Raw genomic sequence first — 22509 nt, 5'->3', positions numbered from 1 at the left:
CTCGTGTATCAACAGGTGTCTTTCCTTTACTCATTATGTCACTTTTAGCTGAAGCGATTTATGGATCTGTTTCGTGACTAAAACAAGTATTCCTGTGAAGGTAGAGATATAAAACTAATCTCTGCTTCTTTTTGTCGAATTTTGGCCCCATCAATATAGGTGAAGATTACTTCTTTATTTCAGGTCTATCTTTTCCTGTTAGAGAGGATAATCTTTACTTATAGAGTTGCTAACTAAGGGAGATCTCTCATGCTTACTTTGACAGCGGTATCTGCCAAAGTCATTGCTAATGCGAACTGGATAGACTACCTCATTATTGCGGTCTACTTCCTCGTAACGCTTGGTATTGGCTTTGCGCTGAGAAGGCGGATGAAATCATCGGAAGATTTTTTCCTTTCAGGGCGTTCACTACCTAGCTGGGTGACTGGATTAGCTTTTGTTGGAGCTAACCTGGGTGCGCTAGAAATCCTTGGTATGGGCGCTAATGCGGCCCAGTATGGTTTTTTGCAGGCGCACTTTTACTGGATTGGCGCTATCCCGGCTATGTTATTTGTAGCTATTTTTATGATGCCATTCTATTATGGTAGTAAGGCACACTCGGTTCCTGGATTCTTGAAATTGCGTTATAACGAGGCCACACGTGGCTTCAACGCTATCTCATTTGCTATTCTGACCCTGTTGACCAGTGGCATCAACATGTATGCAGCCGCACTTGTCTTCAATCTCCTGTTGGGCTGGTCGCTAAATACGTGTATCTGGGTGGCTGCTTTATTCATCATGCTTTATATCATCCTGGGTGGACTGACATCCTCGATTTACAACGAGACACTGCAATTCTTCCTGATTGTGGCCGGACTTTTACCATTGACGATTATCGGGTTGACCAGTGTTGGTGGTTGGTCAGGTTTGCAGGCCAAAGTAAACAATCCTCAGTTCTTCCACCTGTGGGCGAACACCGCCTCGAATGGCAATCCTTTTGGCGTCAACTTTATCGGTATTGTGCTGGGTCTGGGCTTCGTTCTAAGCTTTGGCTATTGGTGTACCGACTTCCTGGTGGTACAGCGCGCGCTGGCCGCTGAGGATGAAGCAGCGGCTGAGCGCACCCCGCTGATTGCCGCGTTCCCAAAACTGTTTTTCCCGTTTTTGGCTATTATTCCTGGTCTGGTGATCATTTCGGTTCTGCCCAACCTGGGTAAAGGAGGCACATTCCAGAACTCGTATAATATGGCCATTCCGATCGCGATGGCTCGCTACTTCCCCAATGGTATTCTTGGTCTGGGCCTGACCGCGCTCCTGGCATCGTTTATGTCAGGTATGGCCGGTAACGTAACCGCCTTTAATACTGTTTGGACGTATGACATCTACCGCGCCTACTTTAAACGCGACGGCAGCGACAACCACTATCTGTGGATGGGGCGCGTCGTGACCGTAGTTGGTATTCTGTTGAGCGTTGCTACAGCGTATATCGCGGCCAGCTTCACCAGTATTATGGACTACGTGCAAGCACTCTTCTCCATCTTCAATGCGCCCCTGCTTGCTACGTTCCTGCTGGGCATGTTCTGGAAGCGCACGACACCCTGGGGTGGATTTGTCGGCTTGCTGATTGGTACCCTTGCTTCGATTGCGCTCTGGATCGGCGAGCAGTATATGCATCTCTTTTCGCTGGGTAGCTCCGAAGGTTCCAGCATGTGGCGTGCATTGATTGCCTGGGCGGTTTGTTTCGTAGTCACCATTATCGTCTCGTTCTTTACCGAACGAAAACCAGATGAAGAATTAAAAGGATTGGTCTATAGCATGACGCCAAAGGCGGATGTTGTTGAGACTGTCTGGTATAAACGACCAATGGTGCTGGCGGGCGCGGCCCTGGCCATCTTCGTTGTCCTGAATATCATATTCTTCTAGGAAGCAAGAGGGTGATAATACTATGAGTCAACAACAAGAAGAGGTGCAGCGAGAGAAAGTGCAGACCCCGGATGGGGGTACGCAGACGCACCGAATGTCTATTGCCTTGACGATTGGCGCGACGATTGGCGCCATTGGCCTGATCCTTGTCATCTACGGCCTGGTTGGCAACGTCAATTATGCACAGAGTGCAAATATCAATATCAACTTGTGGTGGGGACTGCTGCTGGTGATCTTTGGGCTCATTATGGGTATTGGTGGCTTCATTTCAGGCCGTCGAAGTAAAGCCGCATAGCCAGTTTCGCCTGGACACAACATGACAGCCCCCGGCACCTGCCGGGGGCTGTCATGTTGTGTCCAGGCGGAATGGGAGACAACTCACAGGTGCTTTTTTCACTCCTTCGTAGTATACTAAGAGGCGCATAAACTTAGTATATTAGCAATGTAGGAGTACGACAGATGGCGGAAGCACGGCAGGATTTCCCTATTGAGCAACAGTTAAAAACAGACATCCGTGAGGCGCAGCGTAATCGCGATCAAACTCGCCTGGATACATTACGTATGGCGTTGGGCGCGATCCATAACCTTGAGGTGGCACGTACCGATCGCAAACATGCAGAATATGGACAGCCCCTGACCGAGGCCGACTGTATGAAAGTTCTCGAGCAAGAAGTGAAGAAACGCAACCAGGCCATTCCTCTCTACAAACAGGGTGGGCGTACCGACCTGGCTGAAAAAGAGCAGCGTGAGATGGAGATTTTACAGTCATACCTGCAATCTTCTCAGTTAAGCGACGAGGAACTGCGGGCGATTATCACACGCCTGATAGAGGCAAACGGCAAAGAGTTCCGCAAGGTTATGCCTCTGGCAGCGAAAGAGACCAAAGGGCACGCTGATGGCGCCCGTGTACAGCGTATGGTCAAAGAATTAGTCCAATAGCCGATGGTATATGCTGAGGCATTCCGAAGAGTCGCACACAAGACTCTTCGGATTTTTTTTAGGTGATACAGACGGGGGAGCTGAATTTCCTTGTTCAATGCCGTTGGAATAATGCTATATGCCATTGGATTGCTGGTAGCTTGTTGTGATTAATATGCGTGAAATGCACTTGCAGAACTCCCAAAATATAATGTATACAGTATATTAATTATCTTGATAATGATAGATGGGGTTTGTAGTTCCTTCTGATTAGGGTTCATTTGCATGCATAATTTGCCCCATAACACATGCCAGCGGCGTCTCAAGGTACGATAAGTCATATAGCACAAGATGAGTCTGATTTTGGCTAAGGGACTATCTGTGCGTATCATAAACCAAGAGGTGTCGGTTTCTTCACCTTGGAGGATTCCTGATATGTCTACAGACGCAATTGAATTGCCGCTATTCCCATTAAATGTCGTGCTCTTCCCTGGCACGGTCCTGCCATTGCATATTTTCGAGCCACGTTATCGAGAGATGGTGATGGATTGCCAGAAAGAAAATAAACCCTTTGGCGTGGTGCTGGTAAAAGCTGGCAGCAAGTTTATGCGGGAAGAGCCTTATGAAATTGGTACTCTGGCTGAAATTCATAACCTGCGACCACTAGAAGATGGTTGTTATGACTTAATGGCAGTGGGTATCAGGCGTTTTCGTATTCTCAGTCAGAGCCGTGAAAAGTCCTATCTATCGGGACTGGTAGAGGTTTATGAAGATAAGCTCGAGCCCGAAGAGGCATTGACGCACATGGCCCAGCAGGCCCGTAGCCTGTTTGATACCTACTTGAGTATGTTACTGGATACACCAGAGGAGAGCGATCTGCATGCGAACCTGCCTGAAGTGCCCGAAGATCTATCACACTTTATTGCCTACTTTTTGGAAATCGAAGATACCAAGAAGCAGCATTATCTAGAGCTCACCTCGACCCACCAGCGCCTGGACGAAGAGATAGCTGTGTTACGGCGTGAGGTACCATTTATGCGCCAGTTACTTTTTAAACGGCCCGATGATGATCTTACTATGTTAAACTAAAGCAGAACCATCCAGGCGCAGAGGAAGTAATACATATCCGGGGTCAGACTTAACAGTCAGTGCTGACCTTGCTTTCTCTGTATTATAGACAGTTGGTATCCTGCATACGCTGTTTGGTGCAGGGTCAGGCCGCAGCATACCTAACGCGAAAGTGAGTAGATAAAAAAATGACCGACTATCATAAATTTCGGCAACAGCTGGATACAGTGTTGCGGACATTAGATGTCAATAAGGTGAGAGATTTTTTAATTTCGGAAGGCCATTGGAGCGAGGAGGCACCAGCCGATCCTGAGTTTGCGATGTGGATGATGATCGCAGGCAGTCAGACCTTAAAAGATTTACACCCTCAAGCGAAGGAATGGTTGATAGGGCATGGCCACAGCGATGAGGCCCAGGCCATCTTTGGCAAAGAAACTTCTTCCCGTAAAGGGCCACAAAAGACGCGAGGTCAAAAAAATGGAGGGCCAAAGCGTCCAGCGCAGCATAAGAGTAAGCCTCAGAAATTCCCTTCTCGCTCACAACGCCAGAAATAAAGTGTATTTTTGGCTACACATGATTTGACGCACGGACTGATTTCGTGGTATAACCTCCAGAATAAGTCAAAAACCGAATACTTCATTCGGAATGGGTAGAGAAAGTAAAATGCATAGATCAAAGTTGCTCCTGCATTTTTGCCTGTTTGACTGGATCATACTAAGGTGTAACTGGCATTGGCGCAGATTGTAACATATGCATGTGCTGATCATATTGTTTCGCTACAGGTATGACGAAATTGACACATTGATTATCAGGTTTCACAGTGGTTTGGAGGATTATCATGAGTCAAACGCTAACCTGGGGTATCCTTGGAGCTGGGAACATTGCAGGTATCTTTGCGAGAGGTCTAGCAAATTCTAAGACAGGAAAGCTTCTGGCTGTCGGAAGCCGGACCCAGGAAGCCGCCGATCGTTTTGGCGATAAGTGGAATGTACCACGGCGTTATAGTAGCTATAATGATCTACTTGCCGATGATGATGTGCAAGCCGTCTATATTTCTACTCCTCATCCAATGCACGCTGAATGGGCGATTAAGGCTGCTGAAGCCGGCAAGCATATTTTATGTGAAAAGCCAATTGCCCTCAATCATGCTGATGCTATGGCAATCGTGGAAGCCGCAGTGCGCAATGATGTTTTCTTGATGGAAGCGTATATGTATCGCTGTCATCCACAAATTGCCAAACTGGTCGAGCTGATTCGCGGAGGGGCCATCGGAGAAGTGCGCGTTATCCAGGCAAGCTTTGCCTTCAATGCCGGCAATAATCTGGAAGGCCGCCTGTTGAAGAATGAACTGGGTGGCGGTGGTATTCTGGATGTTGGTGGCTACTGTACCTCTCTGGCCCGCCTGGTGGCTGGTGCAGCCAACGGCAAACCATTTGTCGAGCCAACGAAGGTTACCGCTACCGGCCATATCGGTGAAGCCAGCCATGTCGATGAATATACCGTGGCCTCGCTGGCCTTTCCTGGTGGCATCGTCGCTCAGTTGCTGACAGGTGTGCGCGTCAATGCCGAGAACGAGATACGCATTTATGGTTCTGAAGGCTCAATCACCATACCACCTCCCTGGAATCCACGTGCCGGCCAGACCTCAAAGATCATTGTGAAACATAATGGCGAGGTGACCGAGCATAGTTTTGAGACCGAGGACCTCTATGGGTTGGAAGCCGATACGGTCGCGGCGCACCTGGCGGAGCGCCAATCACCTACCATGAGCTGGGAAGATACGCTAGGCAATATGCGCACGCTGGATCAATGGCGCGCCGCGCTGGGCTTGAGCTATCCATCCGAGCAGCCACAGGGGCCAGACCAGCATCTCCCAATCCATAAACGCCCTTTGACCGTGCGCCCACAGAATATCATGAAGTATGGCCATATTGCTGGCGTAGAGAAGCCTATTTCACGTTTGGTGATGGGTGTGGATAATCAGGCCAACTGGCCACATTCATCAGTCATGTTCGATGATTTCATCGAACAGGGTGGCAACTGTTTCGACAGCGCCTATATCTATGGTGGCGGCCTGTGTGAAAAGATTCTGGGTCAATGGATCAAAAATCGTGGCCTGCGTGAGCAGGTGGTAATACTGGATAAAGGTGCACATACACCCCACTGTAATCCTCAGGCTCTCTCCTCTCAATTCATGCAGAGCCTGGATCGCTTGCAGACCGATTATGTAGATATCTACATGATGCATCGTGACAACACTGACATTCCTGTGGGCGAGTTCATCACCGTTCTCAACGAGCACAAGAACGCTGGACGCATGCGTATATTTGGCGCTTCTAACTGGTCGATTGAACGTCTGCAGGAAGCCAACGATTGGGCGGCCGCCCATGGCATGAGTGGTTTTTCGGCCATGAGCAACAACTTTAGCCTGGCACGCATGGTTGATCCGGTCTGGGCTGGCTGTATCGCAGCCTCCGATCCCAAGTCACGTGCCTGGTTAGAGAAGACGCAGATGCCTATTATGCCCTGGTCGAGCCAGGCCCGCGGCTTCTTTACCGGTCGAGCCCACCCTGATGATCATTCAGATGCAGAGTTAGTACGCTGCTGGTACAGCGAAGACAACTTCAAACGTCTGGAGCGCGTGAATCAAATGGCCAAAGAGCGCGGGGTGCTCCCCATTAATATTGCTCTGGCCTATGTTTTAAATCAGCCATTTCCGACCTTCCCTCTGATCGGCCCACGCCAACTCTCGGAGACGCGCACCTCGCTGCCCGCTCTGACAGTGGAACTGACCCCCGAGGAAGTACGCTGGCTGAATCTGGAGTCTTAAAAAAACATCAGCGAGAGGAGGTCATGCTGCAAAATTGGGTGCTGAGCACCCAATTTTGCAGCATGACCTCCTCTCGCTTGTGAGCGCCACAGGCGCGTAGCGTCAGGGGCCGCAGGCACAAAACACACACCCTGCACCACCATTTTATGCATGAAGCATGCAATAAAATGGTGGCTTCTCTTTGTTATAGAGACATTGATGGATGTTGCACAGTGAGGAAGGAATTATTGATTGGATAAAGAGCTGCTTGAGGCTGCAAAACTTGAGGTTGTTGAGGAGCGGCTGGATGAATCTGCCACGGTGGATAGACGATTAGTATTGATTATGTCTGTCGCATGTGCTATCTCGGTCGCGAACTTATATTATATCCAGCCGCTACTGGCGAACATGGGCCATGAATTCGCCGTTTCTGCCAACCAGATGGGAATTATTGCTACACTGAGTCAGATTGGTTATGCCTGCGGTCTGTTATTTATTATTCCTCTGGGAGACAAATATAATCAGCGCACATTGATTGTGGGTACGTTGATCGCTGTTACCCTGGCCTTGATCGGGATGGCCAGCGCCTCATCAATTGTAATGGTAGGGATCGCCAGCTTCCTGGTTGGTGTGACGACGGTGGTGCCGCAATTGATTATTCCCTATTCGGCGCATCTGGCGCCTGCTAAGGCTCGTGGCCAGGTTGTCGGTACTGTTATGAGTGGCCTGTTAATTGGTATTTTGCTGGCGCGTACTGTGAGCGGCATCGTCGCTACCTACCTGGGGTGGCGGGCAATGTATTGGATTGCGGCCGCTATGATGATCTTGCTGGCCGTAGCTATGCGTATCCTTCTGCCTGATGATCGGGTTAAGAAAGACTCAATGAGCTATCCGCAGTTGCTGCGTTCATTATGGGGGCTGGTGCGGGACGAGCCAGTTTTACGCGAAACGATGCTGTTTGGAGCGTTGGCCTTTGCCGCATTTAGCGTCTTCTGGGTGTCACTATCATTCTTCCTGGAAACCCCACCCTATCACTTTGGTAGTGAGGTGGCCGGACTGTTTGGATTGGTGGGAGTTGCTGGCGCATTGGCGGCCTCGTTTGTCGGCAAGTTTGCCGATCGCCGGGACCCACGGCTGGCCAATGGTATGGGTCTGGTCATTATCCTGGTTTCGTTCGTGCTGATGTGGCTGACCGGTCAGTGGCTGTTTGGTCTGGTTGTCGGCACTATTCTGCTCGACCTGGGCACGCAATCCAACCAGATTTCCAGCCAGGCTCGCGTCTATAGCTTACAGCCTGCAGCCCGCAATCGTTTGAATACTGTATACATGTTTATCTACTTTGTGGGTGGCTCCATCGGCTCTATTCTGGGTACCGTCGGTTGGAGCATGGCCAGGTGGAATGGTGTATGTGCTGTGGCCTGTCTGCTGATCCTGTTTGCCCTGGCATTTTATGTGTTCAATGCTCGTAGCATGCGTCAGCATCTGATGGGTTCAAGATAAAAAAGTGCCTTCTCCAGCCTGGAGAAGGCACCTTTGTTGCCCTTAAAGCATATTATTTGTGGGCGGCTTCTTCGTATTTCTTAATGATTTCTTGTTGGACGTTCGCCGGCACCTCCGCATACTGGGTGAACTCCATCGTAAAACTGCCACGCCCCTGTGTAATGGAGCGCAGATCGGTGGCGTAATGCAGCATTTCCGCCTGCGGAACAGCGGCCGTGATACGCTGCATACCATTTTCCAGCGACTCCATACCCATGACATGGCCACGCTTGGTATTGATATCACTCATGACATCGCCCATATTTTGCTCTGGAATATCAACAGTCACATTCATGATCGGTTCCAGGAGCACAGGATTGGCCTGTGGCACCCCCTCCTGCATACCCAGGGAGGCGGCGACCTCGAAAGATTGAGCCGAGGAGTCCACCGGATGATATTTACCATCAACCAGTGCTACCTTGACATACACCATAGGGTGTCCTGAAATAAAGCCGCGCTTGAGCGATTCGCGAATGCCCTTTTCTACGCCAGGGATAAATTGTCCCGGCACAACGCCACCCACAATTTTATCCTCGAATACAAAGGACTGCTCACTATCGCGTGACAATGGCTCGATCTCCAGCCACACATCACCAAACTGTCCATGTCCACCACTCTGGCGCTTATGGCGTCCGTTCGCGCGCACTTTCTTACGAATCGTTTCGCGATACGAGATGCGTTGATCGTGGGTCTGCAGATCAACCGAGTATTTGCGTTTTATGCTCTCGACCAGGATTTGAATATGCGTTTCGCCCATGCCTGAAAGCAGCACTTCGGCCGTCTCAGGATCGCGCGAGACGCGGATGGTACGATCCTCTTCAACGATACGCGCCAGGGCATTACTCATCTTATCCAGGTCGGCCTGGCTATGCGGCACAATCGCGACAGTATAGCAAGGGAGCGGAAACATAATGGGATCGAGGGGTTGTGTGGCCTCTTTACTATTTGTTAGCGTATCGCCAGTATGGCTATTTGACAACTTGGCGACCGCCCCAAAATCGCCCGTAGGAATCTCCGTGGCTGGCTCCTGAGTCTTACCATGTTGAATAATCAACTGGCTCATACGTTCATCGGCCCTGGTTTCTACATTGGTGAGGTGCATATCTGATTTGAGCGTCCCACTGAAAACGCGGAAGGAAGATATCGTGCCTACCTGCGCGTTGGTGGTCTTAAAGATAAAAGCAGATATATTGTCGCCAAATGCTGCCACATCTTCCGCTACGACATCTAGTGGACTGGGTAAGTAATTCACAATAGTGTCCAGCAGCGTCTGAATGCCAATATTTTTGCCGGCCGAGCCACATAAAACCGGAATAATCGTGCCGGTATGAGTCCCCTGCTTAATGACGGCATTGATCTCTTCATCACTGAGCGTCTCACCATCCAAAAACTTTTCCATGATGGTATCGTCGCTCTCCACGGCTGCCTCGAGTAACTGATCGCGATACATGGTGATCTGCTCATCGAGTTGAGATGGAACAGAAATCTCCTGTACGCTATTGCCGCCCTCAAATGTATAACCTTTGCGCGTCACCAGATCAACCACGCCCTTAAAGGTTGCCTGTTCGCCGATAGGGAGTTGTAGAGGAACAATTTTGGAGCCAAATTGATTGCGCAATGAAGTCAGTGCTTGCTCAAATGAAGTATTCTCGCGATCGAGTTTATTGACCAGGACGATACGGGGAAGGTTGCGTTCATCAGCATATTGCCAGGTAAGTTCGGTTCCTACTTCAACACCTTTTTCTGCGGTTACCACCACCAATGCTGCATCGGCCACACGTAGGCCTGCCTTCACCTCTCCAACGAAATCGGGATAGCCGGGAGTGTCAATAAAATTGATTTTGTGATCTTTCCATTCAACTGGCAAGGCTTTAACCTGCAAAGACATACGTCGTTTCAGTTCTTCAGGATCATAGTCAACAACAGATGTGCCTTCATCTACTTTTCCATGACGGGTTACTGCACCACTATCATATAATGCAGCATCGATGAGGGAGGTTTTGCCAGCTCCAACGTGAGAAATGAGCGCTACGTTGCGAATGTGTTCCGCCCGATAAACCTTCATAAAACCCAATCCTCCTGAGTTTCTACGCAGCAATGGTCTGGATCAGACTAGTGCCGAGGGATCTGTCGTAGACCATCGGTGCGACGCGGCCACGCGAATGGCTGTTTGCGGTACAGAGAAAAAGTTATGCACTTATCCCTTCTCATTTCGTAGGTGTAGACCTAGTATATCAAAATTATGCAACATGTTCAACAGCACATCAAATCACAACATTGCGGTGTTTTCATCATTATTTTATGCGTTTTTGTTTATTTGCTGCATAGATTATTTTATGGGCATATACGACTCTACTGATGAGAACCGCATCGATGCTCTCTTTTCAATGTCATCGGCGTATCGCCTGTATATATTTAATGCTTGCCTGGCGGATAATTGTTACCGTCTGCGCAGGTATTTGTTCATAAAAACGTTGTGCTATACTGAAAACATATTTGTTCGACGCGGTTAGCGGAAGGGAGCTTTGTAGATGACTATTGACATACATGACATCGAAGCTATTATTCAGCAGCAGGATACATGGCGTCAGACGCAGACAATCAATTTAATTGCCAGCGAGAACACTCCAAGCGAGGCAGTGCGGCGTGTACAAACCTCTGATTTTATGGGTCGCTACGCAGAAGGCCATCCCAACGAGGGCGAGCAGGTGAATCGCTATTATCAGGGAACGCGCTACATCGATCAAATTGAGAGCATGGCCGAGCAGGAGCTTCTGACGCTCTTTGGCGCCAGGCAAGCGGATGTGCGCCCGATCAGTGGGAATGCGGCCAATACCGCCCTGGCCCTGAGCATTTTGCGCGGTGGAGATACTGTTATTGCCAATTCAACCGATGCGGGCGGACATATCAGCCACGGCGCGGTAGGTGTGTTTGGACGGCGCATTCAAAGTCGCGGTCAATCGCTCAAAGTTGGTGGAGAACACTCGATTAACCTCCATTACCTGCCTTTGACTGAAGATCGCTATCACGTAGATGCCGAGAAAACCATCGAACTGATTGATCAGCTTAATCCACAACTAGTAATCCTGGGAAAGAGCCTGTTTTTATTTCCCGAGCCAGTCTCAGAAATTGCAGCTTTCTGTAAAACCAAAGATATTCCGGTCCTTTATGATGGTGCGCATGTGCTGGGCTTAATCGCTGGTGGGCAGTTTCAATCACCATTACAGGAAGGTGCGACCTGGATGACCGGAAGCACGCATAAAACTTTTCCCGGTCCTCAACGCGGTATCATCTTATCAAATCTGAAAGATGCCGCCGCGATCAAAAAATACTGGCAACCCGCCGATCGGGGCGTTTTTCCGGGCTCATCGAGCAACCATCATTTGCATACACTGCCTGCCTTACTGGTGGCCACACGTGAGATGCAGCGCTATGGACGTGAATATGCGGCCCAGATTGTGCGCAATGCGCAGGCGCTGGGTCGTAGCCTGGATGAGTTGGGCACGCCAGTGGAAGCCCGTGAGTTTGGCTATACTCAGAGCCACATGATTGCCGTCAATGTAGCCCAATGGGGCGGCGGAGTCGCAGTCGCAAAGCGGCTAGAAGAGAGCGATATTATCCTTAACTATAATATGCTCCCAGGAGACGCCGACCCACGGAATCCCTCGGGCCTGCGCATTGGCGTATCCGAGATGACGCGCTTTGGTATGGATGAGCGGGCCATGGGCGAGCTGGCGCAACTGATTCATGAGAGCGTACGCGGTAAAAATGTCAAACAGCAGGTCAATGCCTTACGTGCCCATTACGTAGAAATGAAATACGTTTGATCCAGTAGTATGTGAACAGTGATGGACCAGGCAGGGACATATTGTGTCAGCTAGCCTGGTCCATCGCTTATAGATTGGTTGCGGAAGTAGTAGCCATAGTGCGTCAGGATGGTGCCTATTTGATACATTCGCAAACACTTTCTCGTTTATAGAAGAAGAAGCCCTCGTGTACTTTCAGATATGAAAAGCAATTATTGGCGTCGTTTCATCAAGGCTCCTATATAATTAGGGCAATGTGGAGTCTGGTGATGAATGAACGGCTGCTAGTATATCAGATGACATGGCGCAGATGTTGTAAGTGGCAAGCAAATAGTGGTTGGATACCACGTCTATGCAGATGAGGGGTGTATGGTTAGTGAGTGTAGTAGCTAAATGTTTGCTCAAGCATACATAAAAATCAAAGAAGTGGATATTTTTTCATGGAAAGTAATGATCACCTCATCGGGAAACAACTTGGAACCTGTGTCCTGGAGCAAGTAATTGGCTCTGGTGGGATGGGAGTGGTCTATCTTGCTCACCAGACGCGCCCCGTACGTGATGTCGCGGTCAAGGTTTTAAGATCGGGAGCAGGCATATATTCTGAGGCGCACCAGGAATTCCTAGCGCGTTTTCGTCGTGAGGCCAATGTTATTGCTCAGCTCGATCATGTGAACATTCTACCAATCTATGAGTATGCGGAGCAAGATGGATTGGCCTATCTCGTAATGCCCTATCTTAAAGGCGGCAGTTTGCGTACTTTGCTAGAAAAACAAGGCCGACTGTCTCCTTTAGAAGCATTTAAGTATATCGAGCAAGCGGGCTCGGCTCTGCAGTACGCTCATGAACATAATATTGTGCATCGTGACATTAAGCCGGGCAATATGCTCTTTCACGCGGATGGCCGCCTGGTGTTAGTTGATTTTGGTATCGCGCGCATCACACGAGACAGCAGTGTGAGTAACCTGTCTGATCCTTCTTTGACGGCCGTTGGACAGTTTCTTGGTTCGGTTGAATATATGGCGCCGGAAATGGTCCAGGGACACAACGTTGACTATCGTGCCGACCTCTACGAGTTAGGCATCGTCCTGTTTCAGATGCTGACTGGCCGGCTACCTTTTCAAGGTGGTTCACCACTGTTTATTGCAGCTATGCACATTAACGAACAACCACCGTCGCTGTTGCAGTTGAATCCTGGCATTTCACTGGCTCTCAATGCCGTAGTACAGAAAGCCATTGCCAAAGATCCTGCTGCCCGCTATCAATCCGCGCGTGAGATGGTCGCAGCTGTGCGCCAGGCCATTGGTGTCTCCAACGCTATAGCGCAAGGACTGTATACCGAATCGCCGGTCCACGTCTCGCATCCCATCTCTTCGCCAGAAGCGTTTCATCCGCATAGTAGTTATCCTCCTGCCAATTCTCATCCGTCTGCGCCCAACTATTCTCCAGTTGATGCATCACAGGCTGGCTACGCGCCCAACACGCCTTATGGCGACATGCCAAACACTTCCATCTCTTATCCATCAAATGCTCCTCAAGGGCAGATTCCATATACCCAGCCGGTTGGCTCTGGACAGACACCGTATGGAGGATCTTCTTATCCTGCTGTCAATGCCCACTCGTACTCCCAGGGGCTGTCCCCGCACTATGACTTGCAAGAAGCAGATACTGCGTTTTCTCAATATGTAGAACCACGTAAATCTTCGGCCTGGAAGGGCTGGTTACTGGCCATCGTTGTTATTGTGGCATTGTGTGTTGTCGGTGTGATCTTTGGTCCCCGTATTATCGAAGGCTCATTCGGGCAGGCCAATCAACCAACTCCTACTCAACAAGTCAGGCCAACTGCTGTACCTACGACTCCATCTACACCCGAGCCAACCGCCACACCCACGCCAGTTGTGGTCACCGCTGATACCGCAAGGGCTTTTGTACAGAGTTATTTTGACGATATTAATCAACGCAATTACAAAGGCGCCTATGACCACTGGGCAAAGGACTACCGGGATAAGAACTCATATGATCAATTTGTCAGCGGTTTTGCTCACACCAGTCATGATGATGTAACTATTACCGATGTAGCAGCGGGAGATAATGGCAGCTACAAGGTCAGTGTGCATTTTGTGGCAACCGAGGTGGACGATACAGGCGCAACCGTGATGAAGAACTTCCAGGGAACCTATATTGTAGGCATAGACCAGGGCGCACAGCATCTCTTATCCCAGTCGCGCGTGTTACCGGCATAATTTAGCAGCAGGAGCCCAAAAAAAGAAGGGATGATGGCAAGTTCATCATCCCCACAGCGTTGCAGCGCTCAAGCTTCAGTATGCTCTTTAAGCAAATTGACCAGCCACTCTTCATCATGAATCGGCACACCAGCTTTTTGAGCTTTCGCCAGTTTGGAGCCCGGATCTTCTCCCACAATCAGATGACTGAGCGACTTACTCACACCGGTCGCGATCTTGCCACCCAGTTGCATAATAGCTTCTTCGGCTGACCCACGAGCCATCGTATGCAGGCGTCCGGTGAGCAAGAACGATTGGCCCGCCAGAGGACCTGTGTGCTCGACACGTTTCTCTTCCAGCGTGAGACCCGCCTCACGTAGCCTCTCGATCAGGGCTAGATTATCACTATCTTGCAACCAGCTATAGACGCTCTGCCCGATCTCAGGGCCAACCCCGGGCACTTTAATGATCTCTTCGGCGCTGGCCTGCTTTAAAGCATCGATGTTGCCAAAGGCATTGGCCAGTAACTGGGCCGATTTTTCACCGATATAGCGAATATTCAGGCCGAAGAGGACACGCCAGAACGGCCTTTTTTTGCTGGCTTCAATAGCCTTGAGCATATTATCTGCGCTCTTCTTTTTCACACCCCCCAATGCCAGCAGTTGTTCTTCTGTCAGATGATAGAAGTCCGAGAGGGTTTTGATGTAGCCGGCGTTGACAAGCTGCTCAGCCATCTTCTCGCCGATCGACTCAATATCCATCGCTCCTTTGGATACAAAGTGGATCACGCTTTGCAGAATGCGTTCTGGGCACTCTTTATTGGGACAATATGCCATGGCCTGATCTGGAATACGGATAATCGGTGTATCACAGAATGGACAGCGCTCCGGCAAATGGTAGACCTGTTCTTGTCCGGTGCGTCGTTCCACGACCGGTTTGACAACCTGGGGAATCACCTCACCAGCGCGTTGGACCAGCACCCAGTCGCCGATCCGTAGATCCTTGCGCTGGATATCGCCCTCATTGTGTAGCGAGGCCCGCGAGACCGTCACGCCGCGAATATTAACCGGCTCCAGCACAGCCCACGGATTAAGCGAGCCAGTACGACCAACATTTACGCGGATATCCAATAGTTTCGTAGCAACCTGAATGGGTGGATATTTAAAGGCGATAGCCCAGCGCGGATCCCGGGCTACAGAGCCTAACTCCTCCTGGTGAGCCAGGTCATTGATCTTAATAACCACCCCATCAATCTCGTAAGGCAGATTAAAGCGCTCTTTTTCCCATTTATTGCAAAACGCCATCACCTCATCGAGATTATGTGCCAGCTGAACATGTGGGTTGACTGGAAATCCCCATTCTTTAAGCAGTTGCAGCGTTTCCCAATGACTATTGATGCGCATACCGTTGACGTAACCGATCTGATAGCCGAAGAAACTCAGATTGCGGGTTGCCGTGATGCGTGAATCTTTCTGACGCAGCGAACCCGCTGCAGCATTGCGGGGGTTCGCAAATAAACGAGTATCGCTCATCTCTTCATTGAGCTGTTCAAAGCTCTTGATCGGCATATAGATTTCGCCACGCACCTCAACTTTAGAAGGCACATGTTTGCCTCGCAGTTTATGGGCAACGGTACGGATGGTACGCACATTGGGTGTCCAATCCTCACCAACCAGGCCATCGCCACGAGAAGCACCGGTCACCAGGCGTCCCTTTTCATATGTCAGTGCCATTGCCAGTCCGTCGATCTTTAGCTCACAGACATAACTAAACGTTGCATTGGGCAAAATATTTTGTGCGCGACGTTGCCAATCCTGAAGCTCCTTTTCACTGCGAGCATTTGCCAGGCTGAGCATAGGTACTGGATGTACATGTTGGGGAACATCCTGGATCGGACCCGCACCCACACGTTGCGTAGGGGAATCAGGTGTTTGTAATTCAGGATTTTCACGTTCGATACGTTGGAGTTCAAGCATTAACTGGTCGTACTCGGCATCTGTCAACACTGGATTGTCATTGACGTAATATTGGTAATTCGCCTCTTCGATTTGATGCCGCAGTTCAGCTACGCGAGTTTCTAATTGCTCCTCCGCGTTCTTGTCCCCCAATTGTTCCGACGGATGTGCAGTATTTTCTAGCTGCTCGCTCTCTATTCGCCCATCATGGACATCTGACATACTCTTCTCTCCTGCCAAAAGCTTTTGTTACGTACTTTCTCTCTCTGTGTAATTCTTTTTAGTACGCCTGATAGTGGAAAACTTCTGGTTTTTCTTCAAATAAACCCTCAATGGGAGCGCGCCACTGCGCGAACAAAGCACTATTGCGGAAATCATTGACGTGGGCTTCAAGTGAAGACCAGACAACGGATAGCATATAGCGACCAGGCTTTTCAAGGCAGCGGGTAGCATTGGCTGAAATGCATTCTGGATGTTGTCGAATAAACTCGATGCCCTGAATAATACCCTGACCTAGCTCTTCCTCTTTGCCTGGTAGCGCATTAAAAAAAGCGACCTCAGTAACCATGCTAAAACTCCTTTGCGTTTCTTTTTAAGAATATTGGAGCGCTTTTCGCCCTCAAAACAGGTAAACATTGTGTGACGTTGTTTATCAGACTAATCCTAGCCGATATCCTGGTTGCTGGATGTTATCCTACCACGATCTATAAGATCATGTCCATCAATAGCGATTGTCTTAACAGCGTTACTGATCGCTGTTTGTTCGTTTATCTGCGTGCCCATCACGCTGGTTGAGAAGCCAGCCAGTCTGTTTGAAATGTCTGGTTTAAAGCATTGATGACTGAATTATCTGTAACGATGATGCCAAGCTCGCGGTTCTTTTCAAGCGAGGCAGCTGAGATATTTTCGGAGCCCACAAAAGCTTTTAGCTGATCAACTATAATGATTTTCGCATGCATATACAAGCGCTGATCTTGCTTCACCTGTATGCCGCCCTGTTTGATGGTAGTGATACCCTCACGATTGTTATCGCTAGAGGATGAGGCAGGAAGGATAACGCGAATCTGAACGCCAAGGTGGGAGGCAGCAGTCAGTGCCTGTTCCACCTGGCTATCCTGCATTTCTTCCGCTTCGATGGCAATAGATTTTTTGGCATTATGGATGAGTGAGAGAAATGTGCCAAGCGAGTTAACCGGACTGACAACCAGGCGTGGATTATTGATTGTGGCCGGCTGGCGATTCCAGTCAGCGGTAAAGATATCCTGTATAGTCCTGACATCCTGTGCATTGCTATCAATAATGCCGTACTCGCGATTGAGTGTATATTTGCTGTTACCAAGGGCCGCATTGGTAAAATTGCTGGTCATAATATAGGCTGTCTGACCGTCGATAACCATGCCCTTTTCATGGGTTAAGGCGAAATCAGGACTGGTAGCCTGCGTTTTAATGCCGGCTGCCCGTAACTTCTCCATTGTCTGTGTGGGAGAAGAGGAACCATTACCATAAGGATGCGTTTCTAGCATGACGCGCACATCCACCTGACGATAGGCGGCATTTTCCAGCGCATTAATAACTTTTTTGTCTGTCAGGAGATACATTTCTACCCATACCGATTTTTTTGCACCATCGATCGCTCCTGTGATGACCTGTTCGCCTGCACTTGGTTCGATATACAGGTTGACTCCCTGGTTTTCTGCACCGGAAGTGCTTATGCTTATATCGGTCGCCGCTGAAGGCATCTGGGTTGCGGTGCTGCTGATCGTGATTGTCTGTGAATTGCTGCAAGCTGCCAATGTCAGGCAGAGTAGAAGACACGCACATAGCCACTGGAATGCATAGACTCGCTGGCGTGATGATGAATGCTCCATCATTCCTCCTCATTTTTTATATACTTCTTCAATATGTTATATGCCAGGATGGATGGAGAAAGTGGAATATTATAGTACTTTGCGCACCAAAAGAAGCGCACACAAAAAGCGTTCCTGATTCCTTTTTCGGGTGTCAGGAACGCCTTGCTAGTTAGTTACGCATGGAATAACTAAGGATGGAGAGCAATAAACAATGGCGCAAGCACCAGGGTGATGGTGCTTAAAAGCTTGATCAGCACGTGCAGCGAAGGGCCGGCCGTATCCTTAAAAGGATCGCCGACGGTATCGCCAACAACGCTAGCTTTATGCGGTTCACTCTTCTTGCCCAAAATCACGCCATTGGCATCATTGCGATCCACCATCTCGCCGTCTGCACTGACACGCAGATAGCCGGCTTCGATATATTTTTTCGCATTATCCCAGGCGCCACCACCATTATTGAGTACCAGGGCCAGCACAATACCACCCATCGTGCCTACCATCAGCAAGCCCGCTTCCGCCTGTGGTCCCAGAATGACACCAATCAGGACAGGTGTAAAGACAGCCACGACACCAGGAAGAACCATGGCCCGTAGCGCACCGCGAGTACTGATATCGACACAACGAGCATAATCAGGATCGACCCTATCTTCAACCCGTTCGGCCATAATCTTGGGATTCTCACGGAACTGTCGTCGCACCTCTTCGATCATGCGCTTGGCCGCCTCTCCTACAGCACGGATAGCCAGGGAGCTGAAGAAGAAGATCAAGGTCAGCCCGATCAGGGCCGCAATGAAAACCAGAATATTGGCCAGGTCAACGCGATACACATCTGGTGTTTTCTTGTAGGCGTAAAGCACATCCAGGTAAGCGCTGAAGAGCAGGAAGGCAGCCAGGGCGGCCGAGCCAATGCCATAGCCTTTGGTCAGAGCCTTGGTTGTATTGCCAACGCCATCCAGGGCATCAGTGATATCGCGCACGGACTCTGCTTCGCCACTCATTTCCGTAATGCCACCGGCGTTATCGGTAATGGGCCCGAAGGTATCCATAGCCAGAATGTAGGCACAACTCATCAGCATACCCATCGTAGCCACCGCAGTTCCGAAGATGCCACCAACGTTGATCACGCCTGGATTAATGGAGGAACTGACAGGAATGGTTACCTGACTGCCAAAGAAAAAGGAGAGTCCCAGGGCAGCGGCGATGGCCAGCACTGGTAATGCGGTACATTCAAAACCAACCGCGATACCAGTAATGATAGTTGTGGCTGGTCCAGTCAGCGTAGCACTGGCGATTTCGCGTACCGGTCGCCAGGTGCCAGCGGTGTAATACTGAGTAATATAAACGAAAGCAATACTGAGAAGGATACCCACTGTGCCAGACAGACCAAACCAGGCCCAGGCGGGCAGGCTGACGCTATGTAGTGACTCCCCACCGAGCATCAGGTAGCTCACCAGAAAGACCCCAATCACCGAAAGGGCGCAGGTGATGTAGTAGCCAATGTTGAGCTGTTTCATGGCGATCTCGCCCGGGTCGCGACCGGCCGCTTTGTCCGGCTCGATCACGACCGATGGCCTGACATAGAGGAGACCAATGGCGGAGGCAATCAAACCAAAGGCGCGCACCACCAGCGGGAAGAGAATCCAGCCAGGATTTTTGGTGGCCAGGTAGAGCGCAACACCCAGAATCATCGCGCCAATATTTTCGGCGGCTGTAGACTCGAAGAGGTCGGCACCACGACCGGCACAGTCACCGACGTTATCGCCCACCAGATCGGCGATAACGGCTGGATTGCGCGGATCGTCCTCTGGAATACCTGCTTCGACTTTACCTACCAGGTCAGCTCCTACATCGGCCGCCTTCGTATAGATTCCACCACCAAGCTGCGCGAAAAGCGCGACGAAGCTTGCCCCAAAACCGAAGCCAACAATCAGGGAAGGAACCTTATCGATGCTGTTACCGATACTATAGAGCAGAAAGATGAGGGAAACACCCAGTAGTGAGAGGGCCACCACCAGAAAACCAGATACCGCCCCTCCACGTAGCGAAACCATCAAGGCTTCGCCCAGACTACGTGTCGCTGCACTGGCCGTGCGACTATTAGATTTTACCGCAACATACATGCCAATGTAGCCGGCAATTCCTGAACATAGCGCGCCAATCAGGAAGGCGATAGCCGTGCGCCAGGCAAGGTCAACTTTTGCGGCTTCGCTTCCATTACTAAGTAGATAGAGTACCCCTGCAACCACCACCGCTGCCACTACTGAAAGGAGAGCGATAGTACGATACTGTCGGTTGAGAAACGCCATTGCCCCTTTAAAAATAGCGTCTGCAACCTTTTGCATGGCAGGAGTGCCGGTATCTTTGCGCAATACATAGCTGGCCAGGTAGCCAGCAAACGCTACAGCAAGAACTCCCACTACGATTGGAACCCAGATATAGTTGCTCACGACAAAAATGTCCTCCTTATAATAAGATAAGAAGCTGGTTTGCTTATCAACATTGATAGCAGGTACATCGTGACCGAACCATGGTAGAAGCACACTATTGAATTTTAACTACAAAAATGAACATACTGCGTACTGCGGAGCGTTTGTTAAAATTTTGCAATAGTTACTTCTACCTAACAAGGAGTATCCAAGTCGTATCATAGTGTAACATAGCAAATGTCACATGGCAAGAGCACAAGCTTTATAAGCTAATTACCGTACGTTAGTTGTTTCCGTGAGTAAGGCTTCAATGCGTGGAAGCTGTGGCACTACTTGTTTCTTGCGCGACACCAGACCCTCAACGATAATAGAACCACCATCGGGCTCAAGAAGCCGATTGAAAGCTTCGGCGACAGCTTGTTCAACACCAGAGATCAGTAGATGGCAGCGCATATTAATGATGTCAACGATCATAAAGAGGAATGAAACGTATCCTCGCTCTTGTGCGATACGCTTCATGGTTTCTTTCAGCTCAGCCATGCGTGACTCAATGCTAGCCGGACTGGCGGTTTCGACCGTACCAACGGCAAACTTATGATCGCGGACCGTAAATTCTTTGAAGTCGGAGGTAATCAAGGCCTCCGCAGGCTTCTCGGCCAGATCCTGAGCAGCGGCGGCAAAGATTGCCTGTCCATACTCTTCGATATCTTCGCCCGCGATCGCGGCCAATTCAGCGGCGACGCGCTCATCGCGCACGGTGCAGGTAGGTGAACGCAGGATCAATGTATCGTAGAGCAGGCCAGCTAATAATAAGCCCGCCACATCTTTTGGTATCTCGACATCGGCCTCATGATAGAGACCTGTAATGATGGTACCCGTACAACCAACCGGCTCAGCGCGGAAAAAGATTGGCTTACTCGTGTGCACATCAGCGATACGGTGATGGTCGATAATACCTAGCAATTCAGCTTCTTCGATCCCATCTACCGCCTGTGACTGCTCATTATGGTCTACCAGGTAGACGCGCTTCGGACGGGCTTTAATCAAATCTGTGCGTGAGATATAGCCCATCAGCTTACCTTGATTATCTACCACAGGCATAGAGCGCAAGCGTATCAGTGTTGGCTGGATATCGCTCATATGATCGTCGGGATGGCAAAACGCAAACTCGCGGTTCATAATCTCTTGAGTCTTAATGCTCAGGTTGATAAGGCGAATCGTCGTAAACGTATGGTGGGCGGTACTGATAACCATGACGCCATGCTGACGAGCTGCAGCCAGCGTGCGCTCGGAGACCAGCAGATCGCCAGTAATCACCAGCGCGGCCGCCCCGGCCTCAATAGCCCTGATCTGAGCATTTTCACGGTCGCCAATAATGACCAGGCATCCGGGCTCAATATAATCGACCATCGTCTCGGCTTCCATGGCCCCCACCAGGACACGATTGCCCAATTCGCGGCGCCCCTCGACCAGTATACGGCCTTTAAGCACACGCACCAGATTATCGCGAATCAAAGGGATGCGATTGAGGGATAAAGGATCCAGATCATTAAAGAACAATTTGGCCAGGTCATCGTGTGCAATCATGCCTTTAACATAATTATCTTGATCGACAACCGGCATGGAGCCTCGATTATGTTCCTGCAGTAGTTGTCCGGCTTCAAACACTGGTTGATCAACATACACAGAAATAATGCCGCGGCGCATAACGTCACGTACTTGCAAGTATACATCTTCAATCGCCTCAGGTGCTTCCACATGGAAGCGATCGAGGACAAAGCGAATCTCAGGCTTCAGGTCTCCATGGCGTACTGGAATTGCCTCATCTTCTCCTTGTGCGCGCAATAAATGCGCATATGCATAGGCAGAAGCGACAGAATCCATATCGGAATTTTTATGTCCCATTACATAAATTGGTTTTGTCATACAGTAGATCTCCGGCTTAGGGTCAAGTTGTTTGCGTTCTTTTTTTCGGTTTTTTTTGCGTGACCATCTAGTCAACCTACGTCTATTATGA

At 49.8% G+C, this 22509-nt stretch carries 15 protein-coding genes; 9 read left to right on the top strand and 6 right to left on the bottom strand.

All coding sequences use genetic code 11. From position 1 onward, the window contains the following. The first annotated feature begins 249 nt into the window (after positions 1-249). The 7 genes from JMI88_RS11270 (at position 250) to JMI88_RS11240 (ending at position 8197) form a co-directional block, all read left to right on the top strand. Positions 250-1902 (top strand): sodium:solute symporter family protein, encoded by a 1653-nt coding sequence (locus JMI88_RS11270; RefSeq protein ID WP_201361925.1) that lies wholly within the window; start codon positions 250-252, stop codon positions 1900-1902. A gap of 22 nt (positions 1903-1924) precedes the next feature. Further along, positions 1925-2197, top strand: a complete 273-nt coding sequence (locus JMI88_RS11265) for a hypothetical protein (RefSeq protein WP_201361924.1) — start codon at positions 1925-1927, stop codon at positions 2195-2197. A 164-nt stretch (positions 2198-2361) separates the two neighbouring features. Then, positions 2362-2841, top strand: coding sequence for a GatB/YqeY domain-containing protein (locus tag JMI88_RS11260; RefSeq protein ID WP_201361923.1), 480 nt, complete (start codon positions 2362-2364; stop codon positions 2839-2841). Positions 2842-3255: 414 nt separating this feature from the next. Next, positions 3256-3909, top strand: coding sequence for an LON peptidase substrate-binding domain-containing protein (locus JMI88_RS11255; protein ID WP_201361922.1), 654 nt, complete (start codon positions 3256-3258; stop codon positions 3907-3909). A gap of 167 nt (positions 3910-4076) precedes the next feature. After that, positions 4077-4442, top strand: coding sequence for a hypothetical protein (locus JMI88_RS11250; protein WP_201361921.1), 366 nt, complete (start codon positions 4077-4079; stop codon positions 4440-4442). A gap of 284 nt (positions 4443-4726) precedes the next feature. After that, positions 4727-6718 (top strand): aldo/keto reductase, encoded by a 1992-nt coding sequence (locus tag JMI88_RS11245; protein ID WP_201361920.1) that lies wholly within the window; start codon positions 4727-4729, stop codon positions 6716-6718. 231 nt (positions 6719-6949) lie between these two features. Then, complete coding sequence (locus tag JMI88_RS11240; RefSeq protein ID WP_236022895.1) at positions 6950-8197, top strand: MFS transporter; 1248 nt, start codon at positions 6950-6952, stop codon at positions 8195-8197. 52 nt (positions 8198-8249) lie between these two features. Here JMI88_RS11240 and fusA read toward each other — a convergent pair whose 3' ends face one another. Further along, entirely contained in the window at positions 8250-10301 is a 2052-nt protein-coding gene (gene fusA / locus JMI88_RS11235) for an elongation factor G (protein WP_201361919.1), read from the bottom strand. Between the two features lie 466 nt (positions 10302-10767). Here fusA and glyA point away from each other — a divergent pair, with 466 nt between their 5' ends. Together glyA and JMI88_RS11225 are read left to right on the top strand one after the other, a co-directional pair. Then, a complete protein-coding gene (gene glyA / locus JMI88_RS11230; RefSeq protein WP_201361918.1) occupies positions 10768-12063 on the top strand; it encodes a serine hydroxymethyltransferase in 1296 nt (431 codons plus the stop codon). 419 nt (positions 12064-12482) lie between these two features. Further along, complete coding sequence (locus JMI88_RS11225) at positions 12483-14282, top strand: serine/threonine-protein kinase (protein WP_201361917.1); 1800 nt, start codon at positions 12483-12485, stop codon at positions 14280-14282. A gap of 68 nt (positions 14283-14350) precedes the next feature. Here JMI88_RS11225 and ligA read toward each other — a convergent pair whose 3' ends face one another. The 5 genes from ligA to JMI88_RS11200 form a co-directional block, all read right to left on the bottom strand. Further along, a complete protein-coding gene (ligA, locus tag JMI88_RS11220; protein WP_201361916.1) occupies positions 14351-16438 on the bottom strand; it encodes an NAD-dependent DNA ligase LigA in 2088 nt (695 codons plus the stop codon). Positions 16439-16496: 58 nt separating this feature from the next. Continuing rightward, positions 16497-16784 (bottom strand): putative quinol monooxygenase, encoded by a 288-nt coding sequence (locus JMI88_RS11215; protein WP_201361915.1) that lies wholly within the window; start codon positions 16782-16784, stop codon positions 16497-16499. 214 nt (positions 16785-16998) lie between these two features. Further along, a complete protein-coding gene (locus JMI88_RS11210) occupies positions 16999-18087 on the bottom strand; it encodes a phospholipase D-like domain-containing protein (protein ID WP_201361914.1) in 1089 nt (362 codons plus the stop codon). 167 nt (positions 18088-18254) lie between these two features. Beyond that, positions 18255-20513: a sodium-translocating pyrophosphatase gene (locus tag JMI88_RS11205; RefSeq protein WP_201361913.1), complete on the bottom strand. Its 2259-nt coding sequence runs from the start codon at positions 20511-20513 to the stop codon at positions 18255-18257. A 252-nt stretch (positions 20514-20765) separates the two neighbouring features. Further along, complete coding sequence (locus tag JMI88_RS11200) at positions 20766-22418, bottom strand: putative manganese-dependent inorganic diphosphatase (protein WP_201361912.1); 1653 nt, start codon at positions 22416-22418, stop codon at positions 20766-20768. Positions 22419-22509: the final 91 nt, after the last annotated feature.

It is taken from the genome of Dictyobacter formicarum, from assembly GCF_016587435.1.
Note: the sequence above shows the minus strand (reverse complement) of the source record. Positions and strands in the feature narration are given on the sequence as shown.

Excerpts from the sequence above, each read along its gene's own strand:
- JMI88_RS11270 (WP_201361925.1), top strand. The coding sequence starts at position 250 with ATGCTTACTTTGACAGCGGTATCTGCCAAAGTCATTGCTAATGCGAAC.
- JMI88_RS11265 (WP_201361924.1), top strand. The coding sequence starts at position 1,925 with ATGAGTCAACAACAAGAAGAGGTGCAGCGAGAGAAAGTGCAGACCCCG.
- JMI88_RS11260 (WP_201361923.1), top strand. The coding sequence starts at position 2,362 with ATGGCGGAAGCACGGCAGGATTTCCCTATTGAGCAACAGTTAAAAACA.
- JMI88_RS11255 (WP_201361922.1), top strand. The coding sequence starts at position 3,256 with ATGTCTACAGACGCAATTGAATTGCCGCTATTCCCATTAAATGTCGTG.
- JMI88_RS11250 (WP_201361921.1), top strand. The coding sequence starts at position 4,077 with ATGACCGACTATCATAAATTTCGGCAACAGCTGGATACAGTGTTGCGG.
- JMI88_RS11245 (WP_201361920.1), top strand. The coding sequence starts at position 4,727 with ATGAGTCAAACGCTAACCTGGGGTATCCTTGGAGCTGGGAACATTGCA.
- fusA (WP_201361919.1), bottom strand. The coding sequence starts at position 10,301 with ATGAAGGTTTATCGGGCGGAACACATTCGCAACGTAGCGCTCATTTCT.
- glyA (WP_201361918.1), top strand. The coding sequence starts at position 10,768 with ATGACTATTGACATACATGACATCGAAGCTATTATTCAGCAGCAGGAT.
- JMI88_RS11225 (WP_201361917.1), top strand. The coding sequence starts at position 12,483 with ATGGAAAGTAATGATCACCTCATCGGGAAACAACTTGGAACCTGTGTC.
- ligA (WP_201361916.1), bottom strand. The coding sequence starts at position 16,438 with ATGTCAGATGTCCATGATGGGCGAATAGAGAGCGAGCAGCTAGAAAAT.
- JMI88_RS11215 (WP_201361915.1), bottom strand. The coding sequence starts at position 16,784 with ATGGTTACTGAGGTCGCTTTTTTTAATGCGCTACCAGGCAAAGAGGAA.
- JMI88_RS11210 (WP_201361914.1), bottom strand. The coding sequence starts at position 18,087 with ATGATGGAGCATTCATCATCACGCCAGCGAGTCTATGCATTCCAGTGG.
- JMI88_RS11200 (WP_201361912.1), bottom strand. The coding sequence starts at position 22,418 with ATGACAAAACCAATTTATGTAATGGGACATAAAAATTCCGATATGGAT.